19 protein-coding genes are annotated in these 22793 nt (G+C 47.7%); 18 read left to right on the plus strand and 1 reads right to left on the minus strand.

Annotation, left to right across the window (positions count from 1 at the left end; translation table 11 throughout):
- The 14 genes from AMS66_RS34075 to AMS66_RS21635 all read left to right on the plus strand — a co-directional run.
- On the plus strand, positions 1-1530 hold a 1530-nt coding region (locus AMS66_RS34075; protein ID WP_236703560.1), incomplete at its 5' end, for a GH32 C-terminal domain-containing protein.
- Between the two features lie 203 nt (positions 1531-1733).
- A complete protein-coding gene (locus AMS66_RS21575) occupies positions 1734-2078 on the plus strand; it encodes a Na-translocating system protein MpsC family protein (protein ID WP_024632855.1) in 345 nt (114 codons plus the stop codon).
- 467 nt (positions 2079-2545) lie between these two features.
- The gene (locus AMS66_RS21580) at positions 2546-3616 is read left to right on the plus strand and encodes an ABC transporter substrate-binding protein (RefSeq protein WP_053782909.1); all 1071 of its coding nucleotides are present in this window, start codon (positions 2546-2548) and stop codon (positions 3614-3616) included.
- Between the two features lie 105 nt (positions 3617-3721).
- On the plus strand, positions 3722-4660 hold the full coding sequence (locus AMS66_RS21585) for a nucleoside hydrolase (protein WP_053782735.1): 939 nt from the start codon (positions 3722-3724) through the stop codon (positions 4658-4660).
- A 222-nt stretch (positions 4661-4882) separates the two neighbouring features.
- Positions 4883-5701 (plus strand): ABC transporter permease, encoded by an 819-nt coding sequence (locus AMS66_RS21590; protein ID WP_024632852.1) that lies wholly within the window; start codon positions 4883-4885, stop codon positions 5699-5701.
- Positions 5702-5705: 4 nt separating this feature from the next.
- Positions 5706-6497 carry an ABC transporter permease gene (locus AMS66_RS21595; RefSeq protein WP_053782736.1) on the plus strand — a complete coding sequence of 264 codons (792 nt, stop codon included), beginning with the start codon at positions 5706-5708 and terminating at the stop codon, positions 6495-6497.
- An 18-nt stretch (positions 6498-6515) separates the two neighbouring features.
- Complete coding sequence (locus AMS66_RS21600) at positions 6516-7574, plus strand: ABC transporter ATP-binding protein (RefSeq protein WP_053782737.1); 1059 nt, start codon at positions 6516-6518, stop codon at positions 7572-7574.
- A 149-nt stretch (positions 7575-7723) separates the two neighbouring features.
- Positions 7724-9481, plus strand: coding sequence for an adenine deaminase C-terminal domain-containing protein (locus AMS66_RS21605; protein ID WP_053782738.1), 1758 nt, complete (start codon positions 7724-7726; stop codon positions 9479-9481).
- Between the two features lie 282 nt (positions 9482-9763).
- Positions 9764-10501, plus strand: a complete 738-nt coding sequence (locus AMS66_RS21610; RefSeq protein WP_053782739.1) for an HAD family hydrolase — start codon at positions 9764-9766, stop codon at positions 10499-10501.
- A 341-nt stretch (positions 10502-10842) separates the two neighbouring features.
- On the plus strand, positions 10843-11319 hold the full coding sequence (locus tag AMS66_RS21615) for a Dps family protein (protein WP_053782740.1): 477 nt from the start codon (positions 10843-10845) through the stop codon (positions 11317-11319).
- Positions 11320-11555: 236 nt separating this feature from the next.
- Positions 11556-13499, plus strand: coding sequence for a beta-glucoside-specific PTS transporter subunit IIABC (locus tag AMS66_RS21620; RefSeq protein WP_053782741.1), 1944 nt, complete (start codon positions 11556-11558; stop codon positions 13497-13499).
- A 67-nt stretch (positions 13500-13566) separates the two neighbouring features.
- A complete protein-coding gene (locus AMS66_RS21625) occupies positions 13567-15009 on the plus strand; it encodes a glycoside hydrolase family 1 protein (RefSeq protein ID WP_053782742.1) in 1443 nt (480 codons plus the stop codon).
- A gap of 17 nt (positions 15010-15026) precedes the next feature.
- Positions 15027-15881, plus strand: coding sequence for a BglG family transcription antiterminator LicT (gene licT, locus AMS66_RS21630; RefSeq protein ID WP_053782743.1), 855 nt, complete (start codon positions 15027-15029; stop codon positions 15879-15881).
- Positions 15882-15973: 92 nt separating this feature from the next.
- Positions 15974-17179: a nitric oxide synthase oxygenase gene (locus AMS66_RS21635; protein ID WP_053782744.1), complete on the plus strand. Its 1206-nt coding sequence runs from the start codon at positions 15974-15976 to the stop codon at positions 17177-17179.
- A gap of 115 nt (positions 17180-17294) precedes the next feature.
- Here AMS66_RS21635 and AMS66_RS21640 read toward each other — a convergent pair whose 3' ends face one another.
- Positions 17295-18581 (minus strand): MFS transporter, encoded by a 1287-nt coding sequence (locus AMS66_RS21640; RefSeq protein ID WP_053782745.1) that lies wholly within the window; start codon positions 18579-18581, stop codon positions 17295-17297.
- 259 nt (positions 18582-18840) lie between these two features.
- Here AMS66_RS21640 and AMS66_RS21645 point away from each other — a divergent pair, with 259 nt between their 5' ends.
- The 4 genes from AMS66_RS21645 to AMS66_RS21660 are packed head-to-tail and all read left to right on the plus strand — an operon-like array spanning position 18841 to position 22627.
- On the plus strand, positions 18841-19950 hold the full coding sequence (locus AMS66_RS21645; protein WP_053782746.1) for an ABC transporter ATP-binding protein: 1110 nt from the start codon (positions 18841-18843) through the stop codon (positions 19948-19950).
- Complete coding sequence (locus AMS66_RS21650) at positions 19940-20773, plus strand: ABC transporter permease (protein WP_024632841.1); 834 nt, start codon at positions 19940-19942, stop codon at positions 20771-20773. The genes AMS66_RS21645 and AMS66_RS21650 overlap by 11 nt, the downstream gene beginning before the upstream one ends.
- Positions 20748-21557 carry an ABC transporter permease gene (locus AMS66_RS21655; protein ID WP_053782747.1) on the plus strand — a complete coding sequence of 270 codons (810 nt, stop codon included), beginning with the start codon at positions 20748-20750 and terminating at the stop codon, positions 21555-21557. The genes AMS66_RS21650 and AMS66_RS21655 overlap by 26 nt, the downstream gene beginning before the upstream one ends.
- Positions 21554-22627 carry an ABC transporter substrate-binding protein gene (locus AMS66_RS21660; protein WP_053782748.1) on the plus strand — a complete coding sequence of 358 codons (1074 nt, stop codon included), beginning with the start codon at positions 21554-21556 and terminating at the stop codon, positions 22625-22627. The genes AMS66_RS21655 and AMS66_RS21660 overlap by 4 nt, the downstream gene beginning before the upstream one ends.
- Positions 22628-22793 lie beyond the last annotated feature (166 nt).

The raw sequence follows: 22793 nt of genomic DNA on the forward strand, positions 1-22793 counted from the left end.
TTTCAACTGCGTCAAAGAGAAGGGCAGAAAACCACAGTAGGATACAGGGTGGATAAGCAGAACATGTTCGTGGATCGCACCACCTCGGGTGAAGTGAGCTTCTCCGACTTGTTTACCAAGTTCCATGAGGCCCCGTTACAGCCGGAAAATCAAAAGGTGAAGCTACGCATATTTGTCGATGAATCCTCTATTGAGGTCTTTGGCAATGATGGCAAGGTTGTCTTCTCGGATGTGATTTTTCCAGATCCGGCGGGAAGGGCAATGGCATTCTATAGCCTTGGTGGGGAAGTGAAGGTCAGCTCCATGAAGGTGTACACCTTGGACAACATCTGGAGAAAGAGCGCATCCTCTAAGACTCAAATAATTGCAGATGTGCAAAGAAGAACGACGAATATAGGGCAGACGCAAACACTGTACGCCACGGTGGAAAGTACACCAGGAAAAGGTGCCGCTCAACCGTTGAAATGGAAGGTAAACAATCCTAAAGTGGTGCAAATCGTTCATGCTGAAAAGACGAAAGCAACCGTTCGAGCTGTGGGTGGAGGTGATGCTGTAGTAACGGTATCGACGGCAGATGGCAAAGCCTCTGTCAAAATACCGATTACGGTATCCAGTGGCACATTCCACACCAACTTGTCTGGCTGGAAGTCGGATAAATCATCTGCCGAGTGGCTTCTTACCAAACAGGGCATACAGGGCAACTATAGTGGAGATACACAGTATATTGCACAGGAAACGGCAGGCGATTTTCAATATGATGCTGATCTGACGCTGGGCGCACAGGGTGGAGCGGGGTCTATTGTATTTCGTGCAAGCGAGGATGGACGAAGCGGCTACTACTTGAATATTGACCCTAACCTGAAGTCCATCCGACTTTTTTATAAAGTGAATGGGAAATTCGAGAATCGGCAGGTGCTCGCTCAAATCCCGAGATTCATTCGTAAGGATCAAACGTATCACATCAAAATTCAGGCGGACGGTCCTCGAATCCAGATTGATATGGACGGTGAACGAATCATAGATCTTCAGGATGGAACGTTTGCCGAGGGTCATTTCGGTGTTCATGTATTTGGTGGAAGTGCGTCCTTCCAGAATGTGAATGCAATCCATACGAAGAAAGCCGATTTGGAGCAAGGGAGTATTCGTAACGCAGGACGTCCCGTTGTGATGCACGCTGTTCCATCTGAAGGAGGAGAAGTGATAAAGGTTGCTGACGAGTCAGAGAATGTAAGTGAAGGCTTCAAATGGGTGCTTGTACCGACAGGCGATAATTCCGGCTCTTACTCCATTCGAACTTTGAGCGGAAAGTCTCTTGATTGGGATGTAGGACAGAATCGCATTCAGCTCTACTCGTATCTTGGTTATGCGAATCAACGCTGGAGCATTTCAAAGAATGAGGATGGGACGATGCGCATTACAAGTGCACATAACGGGCACGCACTCGGCATATCTGAGGATGGTTCAGAGCTGGTAATGGGTGAGTTTCATCAAGAGAGCGAGTATCAAAAATGGGTTTTTAAGCAACAATAATAGAGAAAAGGGATGCAGGTATCGCAAAGCGTGCTCACTTTGAAAACGTACGAATTGTTTTCGCTAGTTTATACCTATCGTTCGCTTTTATGTGTTATTTTCATGTTAACTATATCTTTTGGGTTGCCTAAAATCGTAGATATATGTATAATCAATCGTGTTAACACGTCGAACGTACGGTAGTAAATGATGTGGGTGAGTTCATGGAACTGCTGGACAGCAATGAGAGCAAGAAGAAGATGTGCCAGTATTATAACGAAATTTCGAAGGAACTGTTCGGCTTTGGGACCACTCTCCTGAGAGTGACCATTGATCAGAACATCGTGACCTTCTACGCGAAGCACCGCCGTTCACCGCGCTCTGACGCCCTGGAAGGGGAGGCCCCCGGCTTGAAGCTGGAAGTGGACTTCCGTATGTCTGTCTTGTATAAGAAGAAATTCAGGGAGAAGTTGGAGCAACACATGGGTTTGCCAATCGAAGCTGTATTACGGGATTATGATGCGTCCACGCAGTGGGCCATTACGAATGTGATATTGGAACAAGCATAGGATGGATCGACAGGTTCGATTCATGCATTGCACACGGTTCTAGTCCATGATTCGGATTCCGAACAATTTCATATGATGGCGTCTGTCTTCGGATTGATTCTGAAGCAGAAACCGATGATGTACCGGCAGCGGGTGTCGCTTTCCTTTGTTTACGAAGAAAAGTGTTCTTGTTTATACAAGAATGCTTTTCTTTTTGTTTTTTTAAGTTGAACTATATGAGCCCAACTAACAAATATTCACACTGGCACTTCGATGACAGAACAACCTTCCGATCGCTGTTATTCCCAGATTTCTTTGATTGCATTTAGAAAAGGTGAAATCCGGGAATAAAGGCGAACGCTTCGCTTCTTCAGGTTTTTTCTGTCCTCTACGTTATTGTGTAAAATTTTTAGTTGAGAATATCAAGCTAGTTCAACTTAATGGTTTGGGTTGTTAAATCACACATATCAGGGGGAATCAGGATCATGATGAAGAAGTGGATTAGCGGTTTGGCGGCAGTAGCAATGACGTCAGTATTACTTGCAGGGTGCGGCAGCAGTACAGAGGACGCAGCAGGCGGATCAGGCAGCGGAGGCACAGCGCCAACCAAACTGGTCATCTCCACTTGGGGGTTCTCGGAAGATTTTTTCAATCAAGAAGTATTTGGTCCATTTGAAAAAGAACATAATGTAGACATCGTGCTTGAAGTGGGTAACAACGCTGAGCGTTTGAACAAAATCCGTCAAGGTACATCCAATGTCGATGTGATCTATTTGTCCGATTACTATGCACAGCAAGGCATTGATGAAGGTTTGTTTGAGAAAATCGACCGCTCCAAAATTCCGAATGTGAATGATATTTATGATATTGCCAAAGCACCGCTTGGCGAAGATTACGGCCCGGCCTACACGGTTGGACAGCTCGGAATCGCTTATAACCCGGACCTCGTTTCCAAAGAAGTCACTTCATGGGCGGATCTGTGGGACCCGGCCTTTGCCAATAACCTCACGATTCCGAACATTACGGCAACAGCAGGCCCAATGGTATTGGATGCAGCTTCCCGTGTAGCCGGAAACGATACGTTTAATGAAGATGCAGCATTTGCGGAACTGAAAAAACTAAGCGGCAACGTAGTTAAATTTTACACACAAACTTCCGAATTCGTGAATATGTTCTCCCAGGAAGAGATTGCTGGCGGACCGATTATGGAGATGTACTTCAAGGATTTGAAAGCGGCAGTGCCTAATGCGAAGTTTGTTACACCTAGCGAAGGTGCGTATGCAGTTATGAATACGATCAACGTCGTTAAAGGCAGCAAGAACAAAGAACTGGCCGAAGAATTCATCAACTGGCAGCTGAGCCAGGATGTACAAACCAAATCCGCCAAAGCCAAAGTGGATTCCCCGGTAAATACAAAAGTTGAATTGTCTGCCGAAGAAGCTGAGGGCGTAACGTATGGTGCTGAGGTAGTTGGCAAGCTGAACAAGCTGGATATGGAATTTGTGAATCAACAGGCTAAAGCATGGACAGATCGTTGGAACCGTGAGATTGCACAATAAACCTAATTAGCGTTAAAACGTTAGGGATGAGAAGCAGTATAAATCGTGCTCGACAAACAAAATTTGCAGCAAGCAACCATTTAACGGCAGAGGAGTTGGCAATGTATGAGTGAAACAGGAAATCGTATCATTCTGGATGTGGATACCGGTATTGATGACGCGCTGGCGATCTTGCTGGCCGTCAAGAGTCGGAAGCTGGACATTCTTGGGATTACCACGGTCTGTGGGAACGTATCGCTCCAGCAGGCAACGGATAATACATGCAAAATTCTCGAGCTGGTGGGAGCACCCTCCATTCCGGTCATTGCCGGAGCGGCTGGACCACTCACACGCAAGTCTCACTATGAGCACCGGGTACACGGACAAGACGGATTGGGTGGCGCGCTGCCTGATCCGGCCGTGTCCAAGCAGGCGGATGAAGGCTTTGCCCCGGACTTTATCGTTGAACAAGCGAAGTTGTATCCAGGGAAACTAACACTGATCATGACCGCGCCATTAACGAATCTGGCGCTGGCTCTAATGAAGTGTCCTGAGCTACCTACATTATTGAAGGAAGTCATCTTCATGGGGGGCGTTGTTCGTGGACATGGCAATATTACACCTACTGCGGAGTACAACACGTACGCCGATCCCGAAGCCGCACGTATTGTATTGCATGCAGGTTTCGAGAAGCTTACGCAGGTTGGGTTGGATGTTACCCGTCAAACGCTGCTGAATGAAGAAGCCATCGGACGATTAACTGACCCGGTACTGCGCGATTATGTGGCGCAAAGCACGGAGATTTACATCAAGCGGTATGAAGAAATGAACGGGATACGCGCCTGTGCTTTGCATGATCCACTGGCAGTTGGCGTCGCACTTGACCCGGAACTGGTCGGACGCAAATCGTATTACGTCGATGTCGAGACGACCAGCCGCCTGTGCGATGGCCAGATGGTATGTGACTTCCAAAACCGTCTGGGCGAAAAGCCAAACACCCTCGTTTGCGAAACGGTAGACGCAGAAGCTTTCCTTGAACTGTTTATCAACGCGTTAAATGCGTAGCTATGACCGTTAAATTCATTTTTTACACGAGAACGAAGTGACAGAAGAAAGCTGGAGAAGCGAAGCGCTCGCCTTTATCCCCGGATTTCACCCTTTAATAAAGGATCAAAAAAATCTGGGGATAACAGCGATCGAAAGATTCTTCTGGCATGGAGTGAGGTAGTGTAAAGTTGTGATTTTAACATGTGAATACAAACCATTTTATAAGTCAGGAGTACCGCGATGAAGAAATCAGTATACTGGCTATTGCTGCCAGGATTCATATTTTTGGCGGCATTTATGATCATTCCGATTGTCCTGACGATCGGATCGACATTTTTTCAGGAAAACTCCTTCACGTTTGAAGGATACATGCATTTTTTCAGAGACCCTTACTTTTTGAAAATATTGCTTACGACGCTGCAAGTCAGCGTGGTCACCACCATCGTCTGCGTGGTGCTCGGATTCCCGACAGCTTATTATATCTCACGGAAAGCACCGCGCCGCAAAGGCATTTTGCTCGCGTTGGCCATCTTCCCACTGCTAACAAGCCCGGTTGTGCGCTCGTTTAGCTGGATGATTATTCTCGGACGCAAAGGGCTAATCAACAATGCCCTCGTTGGACTGGGGATCGTGGACAAGCCGCTGGATATTCTGTATACGCCGGCAGCCATGATGATTGGTTTGACCCATCTGTTCCTGCCACTCATGATCATTTCTCTGGTGGGTGTGCTTGAGAACATTGATGGTGATCTGCTCAAGGCGGCACAGAGCCTGGGTGCATCACGCTTCACGGCATTCCGCCGGGTGGTATTCCCGCTGGCTGTGCCAGGGCTTGTGATCGGAGCCGTACTTGTTTTTGTCGGAAGCCTGACGGCTTATACGACGCCTGCGCTTTTGGGAGGCAAACAGCGCGTCATTGCGACGTTCCTCTATCAGAACGCTATGACCCTGAACGACTGGTATCTGGCCTCGGTCGTTGCTGCGATTATGATTGTCATTACATTTGTCGTGGTCGGTGTCATGAACAAAATGGCCAAAACTTTAAATCCGAAGGGGTAGACATATGCGGGAGAAACATATCGGGCTGGGCCTGTTCAGTCTGCTGGTCTTTATCTTTCTGCTGGGCCCGCTTCTGATCATCTCGGTGACTTCGTTTGAACCGGGGACGGTACTCAAATTTCCTCCGGAGGGCTTCTCTCTCCGCTGGTACGAAAATATTTTTAACAGAGGCGGTTTCCTTCGCACGTTCCAGACGTCCATCATCATTTCCCTGCTGGGAAATTTGCTGGCGCTGTTGCTCGGGGTTCCGGCTGCGTATGCACTTAGCCGTTACGATTTCAAAGGCAAGTCCGTGCTGAATGCATTGTTCCTGTCCCCGGTACTCATTCCGGGAATCGTGCTTGGTTTTACATTGATGAAATATCTGATCGTGATCTATCACCTGCCGATGTATCTGGGTCTGCTGATCGGTCACACAATTATCATGCTGCCATTTATCATTCGCGTTATCGCATCGAGTCTGTCAAGCTTTGACTTTGCAGTGGAAGAAGCGGCCCTGAGTCTCGGCGCGGGACGGGTTAGAACGTTCTTCCAGATCGTGCTGCCCAACATTCGTTCAGGAATTATCGCAGCGGTACTGATTGCCTTTCTGGAGTCGTTCAACAACGTGGACATTTCCGTGTTTATGACCGGGCCTGGGGTAAGCACATTGCCCATTCAGATGCTGACCTATGTGGAAAATTATTTTGACCCGACGATTGCAGCCATTTCCGTGCTGTTGATGGTACTGACCGGACTCTTAATGTTCGTGATCGAACGGATCATGGGCGGATTTTCATACTTTACTAAACGTTAATTGGAGGCGCAGAACGCTATGGCATTGCTGACATTAGACCACGTATCCGTGGCATACGATAAGCAGACAATCCTGAAGGATTTTCAGTTGGAGCTGGAAAAAGGTAAACTGCTCTCCCTGCTCGGACCGAGCGGTTGCGGCAAAACAACTACGCTGCGCCTCATCGCCGGATTCCTGGAAGCATCACAGGGCAAGTTTATGTTCGGCGGCAAGGATTATACGAAGGTTCCGGCGAACAAACGGAATTTCGGATTTGTATTTCAGAGTTATGCGTTGTTCCCGCATCTGTCTGTCTATGACAACGTGGCCTTCGGCCTACGGATGCGCAAGGTGAAAGATAAGGACATCTCGTCACGTGTGATGCGCATCCTTGAGGTTGTTAACCTGAACGGTTTTGAGAAACGGTTCCCGCAGGAACTGTCCGGTGGACAGCGTCAGCGTGTGGCGATTGCCCGCGCACTGGTCATTGAACCGGATTTGCTGTTGTTCGACGAACCACTCAGTAACCTGGATGCCAACTTGAGACTCAATATGCGGGTGGAGATTCGCCGCATTCAGCAGGAACTGGGCATTACGACGCTTTATGTCTCTCATGACCAGGAGGAGTGCTTCTCCATCTCCGACCAGGTAGCGATTATGAACAAAGGCGTTGTCGAGCAGCTCGACCGCCCGGAGACGATTTTTAAATACCCGGCAACAGAATTTGTAGCCCAATTTATCGGATTCCACAATTTTATTGAGTTCGCAGAGCGCAGTGATGCAGGAGAGGTGATCACGCTGAAAGCGGGTGGTCGCTTGTTCACGGCAACAGCACATCCCGGAACGGCACGTCCCGGTGCACGCAAAGGCGCGATTCGCCCGGATGATCTGATGGTTAGTGGAGATACCTCTGGGGACATGGCTAATGCTTTGCCAGGGATTATCAAAGTAAGCACATACCTTGGACGTAGCTATCAATACGTTATTGAGACAGAACTCGGCGACTTCACGGCCAATCAGGAGATGGAGACGCCTTATCTCAGCGGACAGCGGGTGAATCTGATTTTCCCGCAGGATAAGCTTATCCTTGTGGAATAGCAGTAGGAAGCAGAAGCAGTAAAAGAGGCGTTTTATCAGTTGAATCCAGATGTGGCATATCGAAAATAGCTGTTTCCACTCAATCTGGCTATTGTAAACTACCGCTCTGGATCGCTGTAAAATGCTCATGAAGAAGGAGATTATGCCCCATGCGTGCAGATCAACTAATTAAGAATGTACATGTGTATAACAGTTATTATAAACGGTTCGAAATGAACAACGTGGCTGTACTGGACGGCAGATTCATGTATGTTGGGCCAGGCGGACCGGAAATGATTGAAGCCGATGAAGTGATTGATGCACGGGGACGTTACATGATTCCTGGCCTCATTGATATTCATCTGCACATCGAGAGTACAATGGTGACACCAGCAACCTTTTCCCATGGCCTGATCCGTTGCGGGGTAACGTCCATTGTGGCGGAACCGCATGAGATGGCGAATGTGTTTGGGTTGGAAGGTGTGCAGGAGATGATGTCTGCCAGTCGTGAGACGACCGTAGATATGTTCTATGCCATCCCGAGCTCCGTTCCGGCAACACCAATGGAAACAACGGGTGGTTCAATTGAAATCGAAGACATGGATGTGCTTCTGGCTACTGGAGAGATTATTTGTCTCGGTGAGATCATGAACTATGTGGATGTCATCCGTGACCCGGAATGCAAGACCAACCAGATCCTCCAGCATATTCGCAAAAACTATCCGGATCTTGTGATTGAAGGGCATACACCGAAGTTGCTTGGGCTGGATCTGCATCGACTCATCTATGCGGGCGTGGATTCCGATCATACCCATCAGAGCATTGAGGGCTTGCAGGCACGTATTGCGGCAGGCATGTTCATTGAAATTCAAGAAAAATCGATGACACCAGAAGTTATGGAGTACCTAATTCAGAACGATGTGGCGCAGCATTTCTGCTTCGTGACGGATGATGTCATGCCTGATTCGCTGGTGGAACGGGGACATTTGGATCATATCGTGCGTAAAGCGATTCGTATGGGCATGCGTCCGGAAGATGCGATTTACGCTGCAACCTCCACCCCTGCATCCCGAATGAAAATGTCCGATCGCGGCAGTATTGCCCCAGGCAAAGTGGCCGATTATGTGCTGCTGTCCAACTTAGATACACTTGCAGTAGAGCAGGTGTACAAAAATGGCCGAAAAGCTTATGACGACTACGAACCGTACAAGCAGGACCGGATCAGTGGAAAGTTCCCACCTCACTTTTACAAGAGCGTGCAGTTGGATCTGCTGGGAGCCGAGGATTTCACAATCCGTTTGTCTGATCCGAAGGTGAATGGGCAAAGTGAAGGATCTGACTCAGATGCACAGTTATCTGAAAATGGTTTAAACAACTGCCGGGTCATGATGGTGAAGGATGGTTCAACCTTTGTGGAAGAGCATATTGCCCAGGTTCAGGCTGCGAATGGTGAACTTCTCTGGGAAGAGAGCGAATATGGACAGATTGCGACCTTTGAACGTTATGGTGTGAACGGTAACCGAGCGCATGGTTTGATTGGTGGAGACACGATTAAGCGTGGGGCCATTGCGACAACATATTCACATGATAACCACAACCTATTGGTCGTAGGGCGCAATCGTGAAGATATGATCTTGGCAGCTAACACGGTAATTTCGAGCCAGGGTGGATTCTGTGTGGTGGAAGACGGCAAAGTATTGTCCCATCTCGAGCTTTCTGTGGGTGGCATTTTGACGGAGGAACCACTTGCGGTGGTGTCTCACCAAGTTAAAGAACTGCGTGCAGCGATGTTGTCTCTTGGCTATGTGCACTATAACCCGATCATGTCGATCAGTACACATTCCCTGGCGGTAAGTCCGGCTCTCAAAATTACCGATCATGGCCTGGTTGATGTGAATGCAGGCAAGGTTGTACCGTTGATAATCTAATTTAAATACACACATTTCGTGATGTACCTCCAATTAGATTGTTGATCGTGGAGTAGTTGTATTTATAACAATAGTGACACCCCATTTCACAACCATCATGTTGGGAGACGGGGTGTTTTTTTATGTTTAGCATAAAAAATGCTTCTACCATTATGATACTTCGACAGCAAGTCTAACGGTAGAGAACCTACAAGTGATTCATTTTTTGGACGGGGCAAATGAATGCATATATATTAAGTAGAGAGAATGTTTAGAGCAACGGCAGGAGGATAAGCAACGATTATGGAAAAAACAAATGATACTAGAGCCATATTTTTCGATGTAGACGACACCTTGTATGACCACTTGCAGCCCCTGAAAGGAGCACTACAGGAGGTTCTTGGTCTACCAGATGAATTCCCTTATGCGGAGGCGTACCATCGTTTCCGTTATTATAGTGACTGGCTGTCTGCCCAAGAAGATTTGTCTGCTGTACCCGAACCGGAAGCTGTGGAACGGATGCGTCATCGTAGATTTGAGCTGACCATGGCGGAATTTGGACTACCCCTGCAATCGGGGCAGGCTGAAGAACTGCAAGCGCAGTATTTGAGTAGACAGTTTCAGATCCAACCCTTTAGAGGGGCATATGAACTTATACGGAGACTTCTTGCAGAAGGGCATACAGTAGGGTTAATTACCAATGGAGAAGGGAAACATCAACAGCGGAAGCTTGAAGCGCTGGATGTATTCAACCTTATCCCAGAGGAACGGATTTTCATTTCGGGTACACTTGGTTACGCCAAACCGGATCGCAGATTGTTTGAGCATGTAAGCAGGCAGACGGGATCAGACTCCGACTCCAGTTATTATATCGGCGATTCCTGGCGCAATGATGTTGTTGGTGCCGTCGATGCCGGATGGAAAGTGATCTGGTTTAATCATCGTGGTGCTTTGCCAGAATCAGAACATCAGCCACATCATGTAGCGCTTAGTTATGAAGAGGTAAGCCGTATCCTTACATCCGAGTTGGTTCAACAATAAAACGTGCCCTATGTGCGTTGGTGCAGTCCTGATTACTCATTTGAGGATCAGGGCTTTTTTTGTTGTTGTATACGGAGTGAGGATTGTCATTGTATATCGGCGATAATCGAGGTATAGATACTGTGTGTAAAGGTGTTAGAAGAGTTTTCCACATGAGTCAAAAATGAAGCTCAGCTTCATGGAATCTTCATTCGAAAGAGTAGACTAAAGCCTTCACAAAGGATATGGGCAATGTTATAATTAAAACAAGATTTAGATTAAGTCTAAATTAAAATAAGAAACCAAGTTAATTTGCGTTACCAAATTTAAAACTATATCGTATTCGAGAGGGGATAAATTCCATGAGCACAATCCAAACTAGAAACAACACTTTTGCAAACCATACCACTGAACTTCAAGATGTCCTGAACCGCCAGATCGCAGGTTGGTCTGTACTGTACACCAAACTGCACCATTTTCACTGGTATGTCAAAGGTCCTCACTTCTTCACACTGCATGCCAAATTCGAAGAGTTGTATAACTTGGCTACCGCAAATATGGACGAAGCCGCAGAACGTCTATTGGCCATTGGTGGACGCCCGGTCGCAACGATGGGTGAACAACTGCGTTTGTCACCAGTTGAGGAAGCACAGGGACATTTATCGGCTGAACGTATGGTAGAGACAGTGGTTGCAGATTTGCGAGCCATGGTGGGTGTAATTAACCAGGGTATTCAAGCAGCAGGCGAAGCCAAGGATCATGCAACCGAAGATATGCTGATTGGATTCACCGCTGCATTGGATAAAGAGGTCTGGATGTTAAACGCATTTCTGGCTTAATCGGTGACGAATATATCGTGAGGGTTTGTGAAAAAATAATTGCTTGTCTAAAAAAGTTGTGTTAGTATCCAGTAGTAAACGTTTACAACAATTTCTCAACTAAATATAGCTGTTTTTTTGGCTGTTACTGGTAAAGCAGGCAAGACCAAAATGATTTGCATATTCCTTTGTTTACAGAGGGGTGCATCTCGTTTTGGTCTTTTTTTATTCATAACAAAAGAGACGGGGATGACAACATGGATTATCGCAAACTTGCACAGCAGATCATCGATTTGGTGGGCGACACCAAAAATATTTCCAAATTAACGCATTGTGCAACTAGACTTCGCTTCGAATTTTATGATTCTTCCAAGGTGGAGACAGAGAAGATTAAAGATCTTCCAGGCGTTATTACCGTAGTAAACAATGGAGGACAATATCAAGTCGTTGTTGGAAACGAGGTTCAGCAAACCTATCGGGCTATTGTTCAACAGATGGGTTCTGCTCCAGCTGGATCTGGCTCCGGTTCTAGCAAGAAGAAGCAAGAAAAACAAAACTGGATATCCCGATTTATCAGTGTTATTTCTACAACATTTACCCCAGTCATTCCAGCCATTATTGGTGCGGGTATGGTCAAGGCAATTCTGGCTGTTCTCGTGTTAACCGGAGTGCTGACAACAGAGAGCCAAAACTATTTTATTCTCAATACGATTGCTGATGCGGCTTTTTATTTCCTGCCTGTGTTGCTTGCTTACGGAGCTTCAATCAAATTTGAGACAAGTCCGGTTCTATCTATGACCATTGCAGGGGTGTTGCTTCATCCGAACTGGAGTTCATTGATAACAGAAGGCCAGAATGTCTTTTTCATAGGTGTACCTGTTCGTTTGACTGATTATGCCAGCTCCGTGTTGCCAATCATTATTACGGTCTGGTTAATGTCTTATATTGAGCGTTTTGCTGATCGGGTGTCTCCTTCCATGATTAAGTTTTTCACGAAACCGATGCTGGTTCTGTTAATCACAGCACCGCTTGCGCTCGTTGTCATAGGGCCCTTTGGTACTTACCTGAATGATCTGGTCGCGATGGGAGCAGAAGCTATTAATGCAAGAGCAAGCTGGCTTATTCCGTTGCTGATGGGTACCTTCCAGCCATTCCTGATCGTGACCGGAACAGCGTGGGCCATGACGCCAATCGCAACAATGCAACTAACTAAGAATGGATATGAGTTGATTAATGGGCCTGGTATGCTGGCGTCCAATATAGCTCAAGGTGGAGCTACACTTGCTGTAGCTATGAAAACAAAGAATAAAAAACTAAAACAATTGGCTGCTTCCTCCGGTTTTACGGCAGTTCTGGGAATCACAGAGCCTTCCCTGTACGGAGTTACGCTCAAATTGAAAAAGCCATTGATTGCCGCGATGATTGGTGGCGGAGTGGCAGGGATCTATGCCGGATTGACCGGACTCGTTCGCTACGCATTTGTATCTCCGGGTCTTGCCGCATTGCCAGCGTTCATTGGTAGCAACCCGATGAATATCGTACATGCCATCGTGACTTGTCTGATTGCCTTTGTTGTGACCTTTGCGCTGACCTGGATTATCGGGTTCGACGATCCAATTGAAGAGAATGAAGACAGGGAAGAGTCCATGAAGAGTGTGACTAACGAGGAAGTTACCGAGACGCTTGCTGTACCTGTACAGGCTTCATCAGCACAAGCTCAAGCGCCGCAAAATATAACGACTTCACAGGTTCCTACGATCGTATACAGCCCGATGGAGGGAGAACTAGTCGAGCTGAGCAGAGTACCGGATGATGTGTTCTCTCTGGAGTTGCTGGGCAAGGGTATGGCTATTATTCCAGCGAAAGGCGAGCTTCGCGCACCCATTACGGGCGAGATTACAGCGTTCATGGACTCCAAGCATGCTGTCAAGATTACAGGACAACATCAGGAAGAGATTTTAATTCATATTGGAATAGATACAGTCAATTTAAAAGGAAAGTATTTTAATTCCTCCATTAAAATAGGAGATCGTGTTCAACAGGGCGATGTGTTAATTACCTTTGATATGGAGGCTATACAGGCACAAGGTTACGAGACCATTACCCCTGTCATTATCGTCAATTCAGATCATTTTTCGGATGTGAAGCTAGAGAAACCTCGAAACGTAACGGCAGGAGATGCAATTATCACGCTGTCTTAGCTTATAGAATAATAACGTCTGTACGAAATAGTGGACAGGCGGTATCAGCGAATGAGGAGGAATTGTCATGCTTTATCAGAATATCAAACCTTTCCCCGAAGATTTCCTATGGGGTGGTTCGACTTCTGCCTATCAGGTTGAAGGTGCATGGAATGAAGATGGAAAAGGTTTATCCGTGATTGATATGTGTGATCATCCGGCAGGCACAGCGGATTTCAAGGTAGCTAGTGATCACTACCACCAATTTAAGGAAGATGTTAAGCTGTTTGCTGAACTCGGCTTGAAGGCTTACCGCTTCTCCATTGCCTGGACACGAATTATGCCGTCTGGTAAGGCTCCTGTGAATGAAAAAGGGCTAGATTTTTACCACCAATTGATTGACGAGTTGTTATTGCATGGCATTCAGCCGATCGTGACAATGTATCATTTTGACCTGCCCTATGAGCTTGAAAAAAAGGGTGGCTGGAATCAGCGTGATACAATAGACGCCTTTGTGGAATATGCTCGTATTCTCTTCGATAATTACGGGCATAAAGTGAAATATTGGCTAACCATTAATGAACAAAATACGATGATTCTTCATCCTGGGGCTATCGGTATACCTAAGGGTGGACGATTACCAACTTCCAAGGAAGTGTATCAGCAAAATCACCACATGTTTGTTGCACAAGGCAGAACCATGCGCCTGTATCATGAGATGTTCCCGAGTGGCAAGATCGGTCCTGCGATGAACATGACGTCCATGTACCAAGCTACGTCCAGACCAGAAGATGCGATTGCTGCCCACAATTGGGAGACGATTCGGGGCTGGAGTTTCCTGGATTTGTCTGTCTGGGGCAGATATAATCCTTTATTCTGGAGTTATTTGCAGGAGCGTGGGATGGAGCCAATTATTGAATCCGGCGATATGGAGGACATTCAAACGGGGCAACCCAATCTGGTCGCAATCAACTATTATTCAACGGCAACCATTGCTGCCAGCACGGGAGATGCTTCGGATGTGGCTCCACGAGCGGGTGATCAGCAGATCATGCTTGGTGAGCAGGGCGTGTACCGGGCAGCGGAGAACCCGTATACGGAGAAGACAAAGTACGGCTGGATCATTGACCCGGTAGGCTTGAGACTCACGCTGCGCAAAGTCTATGAACGGTATCACCTTCCGATTCTGATTACGGAAAATGGCATTGGATCACCTGACGTGCTGGAGGCGGGTGATGTCATTAACGATACCTATCGTATCGATTATATCCAGCAGCACCTAGAGCAGCTCCGACTCGCCCTGACCGATGGTGTGAATGTGATCGGCTATTGTCCTTGGTCTGTGATTGATGTAGTAAGCACCCACCAGGGTTACGGCAAACGATATGGGTTGATTTACGTGAACCGGGACGAGCAAGATCTGAAAGATATCAGAAGGATCAAAAAGAAAAGCTTTGCCTGGTATCAGCAAGTGATACAACAAAACGGGATGTTTATTGGAGATCCACATCAGGCGGTCATGAAAGAATAAAGGATCGTGATGAACATATGAAAGTAGTCAAAGTGTTGAATAATAGCTTGCTCTTGACGAGAGATGACCAGGGCAAGGAAGTGATTGTCATGGGGAAAGGTTTGGGCTTCAAATGGAAGATTGGGGAGCAGGTCGATGATGCTCACATCGAAAAAACATTCGTTCTACAGAACAACAAATCGGCTCAAGCCTATGTTCGTATTATTGAGAACATGCCGAATTCACATGTGAATGCCATTAACAAACTGATTGCCAGTGCCAAAGAGCGATTGGCCCTGGATGAGCAAATATTTTTTACACTGATGGATCATCTTTCATTTGCAATTGAGCGTTGGAAAAAGGGAGTGACACTTCAGAATCGTATGTTATGGGAAATTCAAAAATTTCACCCTGTAGAATTTGAGCTGGGCATGGAAGCGGTTCGTATGTTAAATAAAGAGCTGAGCATCGACCTGCCTGAAGAGGAGGCGGGCAATATTGCCTTTCATTTCGTCAACGCCCAGACCCATGAGCAGAATATGGAGCTTACGATTCAGTCGGTGAAAATGCTGAAGGATATTTTTAATCTGATCCAGTACAGTTTCAACATTCAGTTGAATAAACATTCGATTCATTACACCAGACTCGTGACACATCTGCAATTTTTCATCCAGCGTTTGCAGGAAGGCCGGATTAGTGAATCATCGAATGATTCCATCTTTCAGCACATGGTGAATGAGCACCCGCTTGAATACAAATGTGCGGAAACGATCAAAGCTTATGTGAAAAATATGATGGATGTGACGATCTCGAATGGTGAACTGCTCTATCTGATGATCCATATTGCCAGAATTGTTCAGGAAGAGCAGGGGCAACCTACCAACGATATGTAGAGTCCGTGAACAAAGTGTCCGTTCGCTTACAAATCAGGTGTGCTTGCCGTATAATGATGGCATTCGAGATGTACAGATTGGTGGAATGAATGATGCGGACAGACCTGGAAGAACTGCGGGATGAAGCTGAACGGTTTATATATAGATGTTATCAAGAGCTGGGCCATACGCGTGAAGACGCGCAGGCCCGGCTTGTTGCAGTTTTGGACGAGATTGAGCATACAGGTATTTACATGCACACAACGGAAGAGTTGGAACAGGGCTGTAAAATGGCCTGGCGGAACAGCAACCGATGTATCGGTCGACTGTTCTGGGATAAACTGCGAGTCGTTGACGCGCGTCACGCGGACACGGCTGGAACGGTGGCGGATGCGCTGCTGACCCACATCAGAGCGGCCTCCAACGGAGGTAAGATCATTCCAATGATTACGATTCTTCCACCTGATGGTCCGAATGGAGCACCCGTGCGGGTATGGAATCACCAACTGATCCGCTATGCCGGATATGAGACGATGGAAGGTATTGTTGGTGACCCTGCATCCGTTGAGCTAACGAAGACAGCAATGTCGCTTGGCTGGCAGGGGCAGGGCACTCCATATGATGTGCTGCCACTGATTATCCAGGTGCAGGGACAAGCTCCAGAGTGGTATCCTGTGCCCGAGGAAGACATCGTGGAAGTGAGGATTGAACACCCGGAGCGTCCAGAGTTTGCTGAACTGGGCATGCGCTGGTACGGTGTGCCGATGATTGCCGATATGCGGCTGGAGATTGGCGGCATATCCTATCCGGCAGCACCGTTCAACGGCTGGTATATGGGTACTGAGATCGGTGCACGTAATCTTGCGGATACGTTTCGGTATAATAAACTGCCTGCGGTAGCGGCAGCCCTTGGCCTGAATACGTCGAGTGAAACGACGCTATGGAAGGATCGGGCTCTGGTAGAGTTGAATGTAGCTGTGCTGTATTCGTTCAAGAAAGCAGGCGTGAGCATTGTGGATCACCACACGGCGGCAGCGCAATTTGCCTTGTTTGAGCAGCGGGAAGAGAGGGCTGGGCGCGAGCTAACAGGCGATTGGGTTTGGCTGATTCCGCCAGTGTCTCCGGCGACGACGCATATTTTCCACAGTTCCTACCGCAATGAGATTGTGAAGCCGAACTTTTTCTATGGAGATCATTCCTATAAGCTGGATTCAGAACAAGCAGAAGCTGAACGGATGGACAGGGAGAAACAACAACCCGAGGGGGATCATCAGCCTCAGACTGAGAATTCACCAATGAAATGCCCGTTTGCACACTGATGTACGAGCGGGTTATTTTTTTGGTACACGTTAATAAAGAATACTAGAGAGAGAGAGATTTCTCGCTACAAACCAAGCTTTCCAATTAAAAATAGCACTCATCCCATACCTGATCTTACGCGCTGCTGTCACGTTTGGATCTGTAACGGCTGCGCATCACCGCCTGAACGGCAATGGCTGCAGCGATCAGAAGTAGATTGAACACGAACACAGTATACAGCGATCCATACTCCACAAGCAGCGCAGCCACCAGAGGGGAAACGATCGAGCCAATCTCGGCGGCAGAGACAATTTTGCCTATGACGGAGCTTCTGCCCTCGTCCGGGATATGATCTCCGATATGAGCAAAGAACGAATCCATGTAACATGCACCGCCAACGCCGCCGATCAGCATGCCCACGTAAACCCATACATAAGAAGATGTACTCAGAAAAACCACAACTTCGATGCCAATCATCAGCATACCGAACATGCAGAGCAGCAGACGATCACCCATCCGATCAGACAGGTAACCTGCCACCGGGGCAGCCGCAAGTGTAGAGATTCCGGCTACGGTAAAGGCAAGGCTGGTCGCAAACGGGTCCCAGTGCATGATATGAGCGGCATATAGTGCAAAATAAGTCAGAAACACGGCATAGGCGCTCATCTCCAGAAAATGAACCGTACCATAACCAATCAGTTGTTGCCGCCGGGTAAGTCCGGTGGATGGTTCTGGAATGGTTGTGCTAGTTGTATCGTTTACTGGAGAAACAGTGTAATTCGTATTCATAGGCGTTTGCGTTTGTTTTGCATCAGTTGGAGACTCGCCTGAGGTCTGACCGTTCACCTCACTTTCAGATGCATGATATGCTTTTGATGCCGACTTTATCCCCATTGCCGCAACGACAGCCATCAGACAGCACACCGTAACGAGTAAAAAAGGCACGGACAACGGCCAGTGCAACGAGAGCCAGCCGCTGATGACCGGACCCAGCACCATACCCCCGCCTTCACTGCTGCTGATATAACCGTTGAACAGCCCACGGTTGTCGACATTGCCCTCATCCCCAATGATGGAACGCACGACGACCGTAAGCCCGGTCGAAGCGAACCCTTGCAGCAGCCGCAACAGGCCGAATAGTAGCGCGGCAGAAGATACAGCGAACCCGCCCATACAGACAGCGAGCAGCAACAGCATGGCAATAAGTGCCCGCTTGCCCCCGATTTTCCGATAGAGTGCCGCAGCGGGCACCCCGCCAATCACTTTTCCGACATAAAAGAGTGCAAAAATAACCCCCATCGTCCAGCCAGACAGGCCGAATTCCTCAATAAACAAAGGAAATAGGGGCAGGATCATGAAACCGCCCATCTGACTCAGAAAACAAATGATCATCAGCAAAGGCAGGTTACGGCGAATATCCACCAACAAGACTCCTTTCGCACAGAAACTGAACGCCGAAGCTTCCTTCAATCGCTCTACCTGGATGCGTAGATATCGACATATACCCGTAATGTATGCTGTATTTGTGAGAATAAGAAGAAATAACACATGGCGTTTACATCAAAACCATTGCGGATATAGCTGAATCATATATAATAGATGGGATTTGTAATGAAGCATGCATTAAAAGAAGTGTACAAGCTCAAGGTATACCTCAAGTTTAAAGGGGGCGAAATGAAGCATGTCAGAACAACAACCGATTATCCGGTTCGACCGGGTGACCCAGCAATACGATCAGGATGAAGCCGTATTGAAGGAAGTCAGCTTCGAGATTGAGCGGGGTAAATTTTATACGCTACTCGGCCCGTCAGGCTGCGGAAAAACAACGATATTGCGCTTGATCGCCGGCTTTGCGGAGCCGACAAAGGGCAGTATTTATTTTAACGGTGCACTGATAAACCAAGTGCCGGCTCACCAGCGGCAGGTGAATACCGTATTTCAGGATTACGCGTTATTTCCACATTTGAATGTATTTGAGAACGTAGCTTTTGGTTTGCGGATCAAAAAAATGAAAACCGCTGAAATTCGTGACAAAGTGCTGGAAGCACTCAAGTTCGTCAATCTTTCCGGTTATGAAAACCGTGAAATTGGCGAGATGTCCGGTGGACAACGGCAGCGTGTCGCCATTGCGCGGGCGATTGTGAATGAACCCGAGATTTTGCTGCTGGACGAGCCGCTTTCGGCGCTTGATTTGAAGCTGCGTACAGAAATGCAGTATGAACTGCGAGAGCTGCAACAGCGATTGGGTATTACGTTTATCTTTGTTACGCATGATCAGGAGGAAGCCTTGGCGATGTCGGATGAGATCTTTGTCCTGAATGGCGGCGTCATTCAACAGAGCGGCACGCCCAATGATATCTATGATGAGCCGATTAACCGCTTTGTGGCTGACTTTATTGGCGAATCGAACATTGTATCCGGCAAAATGAAGCAGGACTTTGTGGTGGAATTCGCTGGCGCACAGTACGAGTGTGTCGATCAAGGTTTGCAGAAGGACGAGCCTGTGGAGATTGTGATTCGTCCAGAGGATATGGAGATTACTACCGAGGAACAGGGCAAAATGCAGGTCAACGTGGACTCCCAACTGTTCCGTGGGGTGCATTACGAGATATCCACCTACGATGACGCAGGCAATGAGTGGCTGGTGCATTCCACGAAGAAAGCTGTGGTAGGCGCTCGTATTGGACTGTACTTTGATCCGGAAGCCATCCACGTCATGCGCTTTAACGAGACGGAAGAAGAGTTCGATAAACGTCTGGAAGCCTACCAAGAGGCCGTTCATGCAGACTAAGGCGAGTACACGCAATGCGTATCTGATTCCATATGTGTTATGGATGGTGTTGTTTGTAGTTGCTCCAGTTCTGTTGGTAGTGTATTACTCGTTCTTCGATGTGGAGGGCAACTTCACGCTGGGCAACTACGCCCGGTTCTTTACACCTGTGTACATGCAGATGACTCTGAGCTCGTTCTGGTATGCATTTCTGATCACGGTGTTCTCGCTGTTGGTCTCGTATCCGACGGCGTATTTACTGACTCGTACGAAGCACAAGCAGCTGTGGCTGCTGCTTATTATTTTGCCAAGCTGGATCAATCTGTTGTTAAAAGCGTATGCCTTTATCGGCCTGTTTGGCACGTATGGCCTGACCAATTCCCTGCTTGAAGTGGTGGGCATTGGCACGCAACAGATTTTGTTCACCGATTTTAGTTTTATCTTTGTCTCGGTGTACATCTTCATTCCGTTCATGATCCTGCCGATCTTCAACGCGCTGGAAGAGATGAATCCATCGCTGATCTATGCGGCACGGGATCTTGGGGCATCGTCTTGGCTAACGTTCCGCCGGGTCATCTTCCCGCTGACGCTCAGCGGAGTGAAATCCGGCTGTCAGGCTGTATTTATTCCGGCGCTATCCTTGTTCATGATTACCCGCCTTATAGCGGGGAACCGGGTAATTACGCTGGGAACAGCGATTGAGCAGCATTTTCTCGTCACCCAGGACTGGGGAATGGGTTCGACGATTGCCGTCTTTTTGATTATTGCGATGGCGATCATTATGTTCCTGACCGGATCAGGCAAGAAGGAGGTGCGTAATGGGAAGAAACGGAAAGCTGTCTAATGTCTATCTGGCCGTTGTATTCGCCATACTGTACGCACCGATTGCGTATCTGATCTTCTATTCATTCAACAGTGGCGGCCATATGCGCAGCTTCGAAGGATTTACGTTGGAATGGTACAGGGAAGTATTTGCCGATACTCGGCTGCTGATTATTGTCCTGAATACGTTTATTATTGCCCTCCTGTCCTCGGCGATCTCGACGATGCTCGGTGTGGCAGGGGCAATGGCGATCTATCATGTGCGGCGCAAACGGACTAAGAATACGTTGCTGTCACTTAATAACGTGCTGATCGTCAGTCCGGATGTCATCATCGGTGCATCGTTTCTCATTCTATTCACCATGATTGGCATCAAGCTCGGATTCACTTCGGTATTGTTGTCTCATATCGCATTCAGCGTGCCAATTGTGGTGATCATGGTACTGCCTAAGTTGCAGGAGATGAGTCCGACCCTGATGGATGCCGCGCGTGACCTGGGTGCTGGATCATGGCAGATCCTGACCCGTGTGGTGCTGCCATACGTCAAACCAGGCATTTTTGCCGGATTCTTCATGGCCTTGACGTACTCGCTTGATGATTTCGCGGTAACGTTCTTTGTCACAGGTAACGGCTACTCCACGCTCTCTGTGGAGATTTATTCAAGAGCAAGGCAGGGCGTGTCATTGTCCATCAATGCGCTGTCGACTCTGCTGTTCCTACTGACGGTGTTACTGGTAGTTGGATATTACTTCATTAACCGCCGTGCAACGCGGATTCCACCTGGAGGGAAGGGGCTGCGTCCATGAAGCAACTGGTACGGACATTTGCGATTGTATTCGTGGCAGCCTTTGCCCTGATGATTCTCGCTTCTTATCTGAACAAGAGTCAGGGGTATTCGGGCGGCAACACGCTGACCATCTATAACTGGGGCGATTATATCGACCCTGATCTGCTGAAGGAATTTGAGCAAGAGACAGGCATTAAGGTGATCTATCAGACATTTGACTCGAACGAAGCGATGTTGACCAAGATTGAGCAGGGCGGAACGACGTTTGATGTGGCAATTCCTTCAGAGTATGCAATTAGCAAAATGAAAGAAGAGAATCTGCTCGTTCCACTGGATCATAGCAAGCTGCCCAATCTGAGTAATATCGACCCACGCTTTATGGACCTGTCCTTCGATGAGGACAACAAGTACTCTATTCCTTACTTCTGGGGAACGGTGGGTATTGTATACAATCCTGAACTGGTCGGTGGCTTGACGTTTGAGAGCTGGAACGATCTGTGGGACCCGCGTCTGAAAAATCAAATCCTGCTGCTCGACGGTGCCCGTGAAGTCATTGGCATGGGGCTGAACAGCCTTGGCTATTCGCTGAACGATACGAACGAAGATCATCTGCAGGCAGCTTTGAAGAAACTGTCCACCTTGACACCTAACGTCAGAGCCATTGTCGGAGACGAGATCAAAATGCTGCTGGCGAACGAAGAAGCGGCGGTTGGACTCGTATGGTCCGGGGATGCGTCGGAGATTATGGATGAGAACGACAAGCTGGATTACGTCGTTCCCGAGGAAGGCTCGAACCTTTGGTTCGATAACATGGTTATTCCGAAGACTGCGAGTAATATTGAAGGCGCTCATCAGTTTATCAACTTCATGCTGGACCCGGACCACGCCGCTCGTAATGCCGAATATGTGGGGTATTCCACACCGAACGCCGAGGCATTGAAGCTGCTGCCAGAGGATATTTCGGAGGATGAGCGATTCTATCCGGATGAGACGCTGACAGGCAAGCTGGAAGTGTACAATAATCTGGGCAAAAAAATGCTCTCGCATTATAATGACCTGTTCCTGGAGTTTAAAATGCACAGCAAATAATAGGCATTCGAGTGAGATGTATAGCGTCTCTCTGATTCGTTAAAACTCCAATGGGAGTAAATGACCACCAATAGCGTGTGTACAGTTCGTTTCGTTAGAATAAACAGGGGTGCAGCTCGTCATTTCAATTAAATGACGAGCTGCACCCCTTTATTTTTACCCTGCC

The sequence above is a fragment of the Paenibacillus xylanivorans genome, assembly GCF_001280595.1.
GTDB lineage: Bacteria > Bacillota > Bacilli > Paenibacillales > Paenibacillaceae > Paenibacillus > Paenibacillus xylanivorans.

Bases quoted from the DNA above. Each gene is read 5' to 3' on its own strand.
- AMS66_RS21575 (WP_024632855.1), top strand. From the start codon at position 1,734: ATGGAACTGCTGGACAGCAATGAGAGCAAGAAGAAGATGTGCCAGTAT.
- AMS66_RS21580 (WP_053782909.1), top strand. From the start codon at position 2,546: ATGAAGAAGTGGATTAGCGGTTTGGCGGCAGTAGCAATGACGTCAGTA.
- AMS66_RS21585 (WP_053782735.1), top strand. From the start codon at position 3,722: ATGAGTGAAACAGGAAATCGTATCATTCTGGATGTGGATACCGGTATT.
- AMS66_RS21590 (WP_024632852.1), top strand. From the start codon at position 4,883: ATGAAGAAATCAGTATACTGGCTATTGCTGCCAGGATTCATATTTTTG.
- AMS66_RS21595 (WP_053782736.1), top strand. From the start codon at position 5,706: ATGCGGGAGAAACATATCGGGCTGGGCCTGTTCAGTCTGCTGGTCTTT.
- AMS66_RS21600 (WP_053782737.1), top strand. From the start codon at position 6,516: ATGGCATTGCTGACATTAGACCACGTATCCGTGGCATACGATAAGCAG.
- AMS66_RS21605 (WP_053782738.1), top strand. From the start codon at position 7,724: ATGCGTGCAGATCAACTAATTAAGAATGTACATGTGTATAACAGTTAT.
- AMS66_RS21610 (WP_053782739.1), top strand. From the start codon at position 9,764: ATGGAAAAAACAAATGATACTAGAGCCATATTTTTCGATGTAGACGAC.
- AMS66_RS21615 (WP_053782740.1), top strand. From the start codon at position 10,843: ATGAGCACAATCCAAACTAGAAACAACACTTTTGCAAACCATACCACT.
- AMS66_RS21620 (WP_053782741.1), top strand. From the start codon at position 11,556: ATGGATTATCGCAAACTTGCACAGCAGATCATCGATTTGGTGGGCGAC.
- AMS66_RS21625 (WP_053782742.1), top strand. From the start codon at position 13,567: ATGCTTTATCAGAATATCAAACCTTTCCCCGAAGATTTCCTATGGGGT.
- licT (WP_053782743.1), top strand. From the start codon at position 15,027: ATGAAAGTAGTCAAAGTGTTGAATAATAGCTTGCTCTTGACGAGAGAT.
- AMS66_RS21635 (WP_053782744.1), top strand. From the start codon at position 15,974: ATGCGGACAGACCTGGAAGAACTGCGGGATGAAGCTGAACGGTTTATA.
- AMS66_RS21645 (WP_053782746.1), top strand. From the start codon at position 18,841: ATGTCAGAACAACAACCGATTATCCGGTTCGACCGGGTGACCCAGCAA.
- AMS66_RS21650 (WP_024632841.1), top strand. From the start codon at position 19,940: ATGCAGACTAAGGCGAGTACACGCAATGCGTATCTGATTCCATATGTG.
- AMS66_RS21655 (WP_053782747.1), top strand. From the start codon at position 20,748: ATGGGAAGAAACGGAAAGCTGTCTAATGTCTATCTGGCCGTTGTATTC.
- AMS66_RS21660 (WP_053782748.1), top strand. From the start codon at position 21,554: ATGAAGCAACTGGTACGGACATTTGCGATTGTATTCGTGGCAGCCTTT.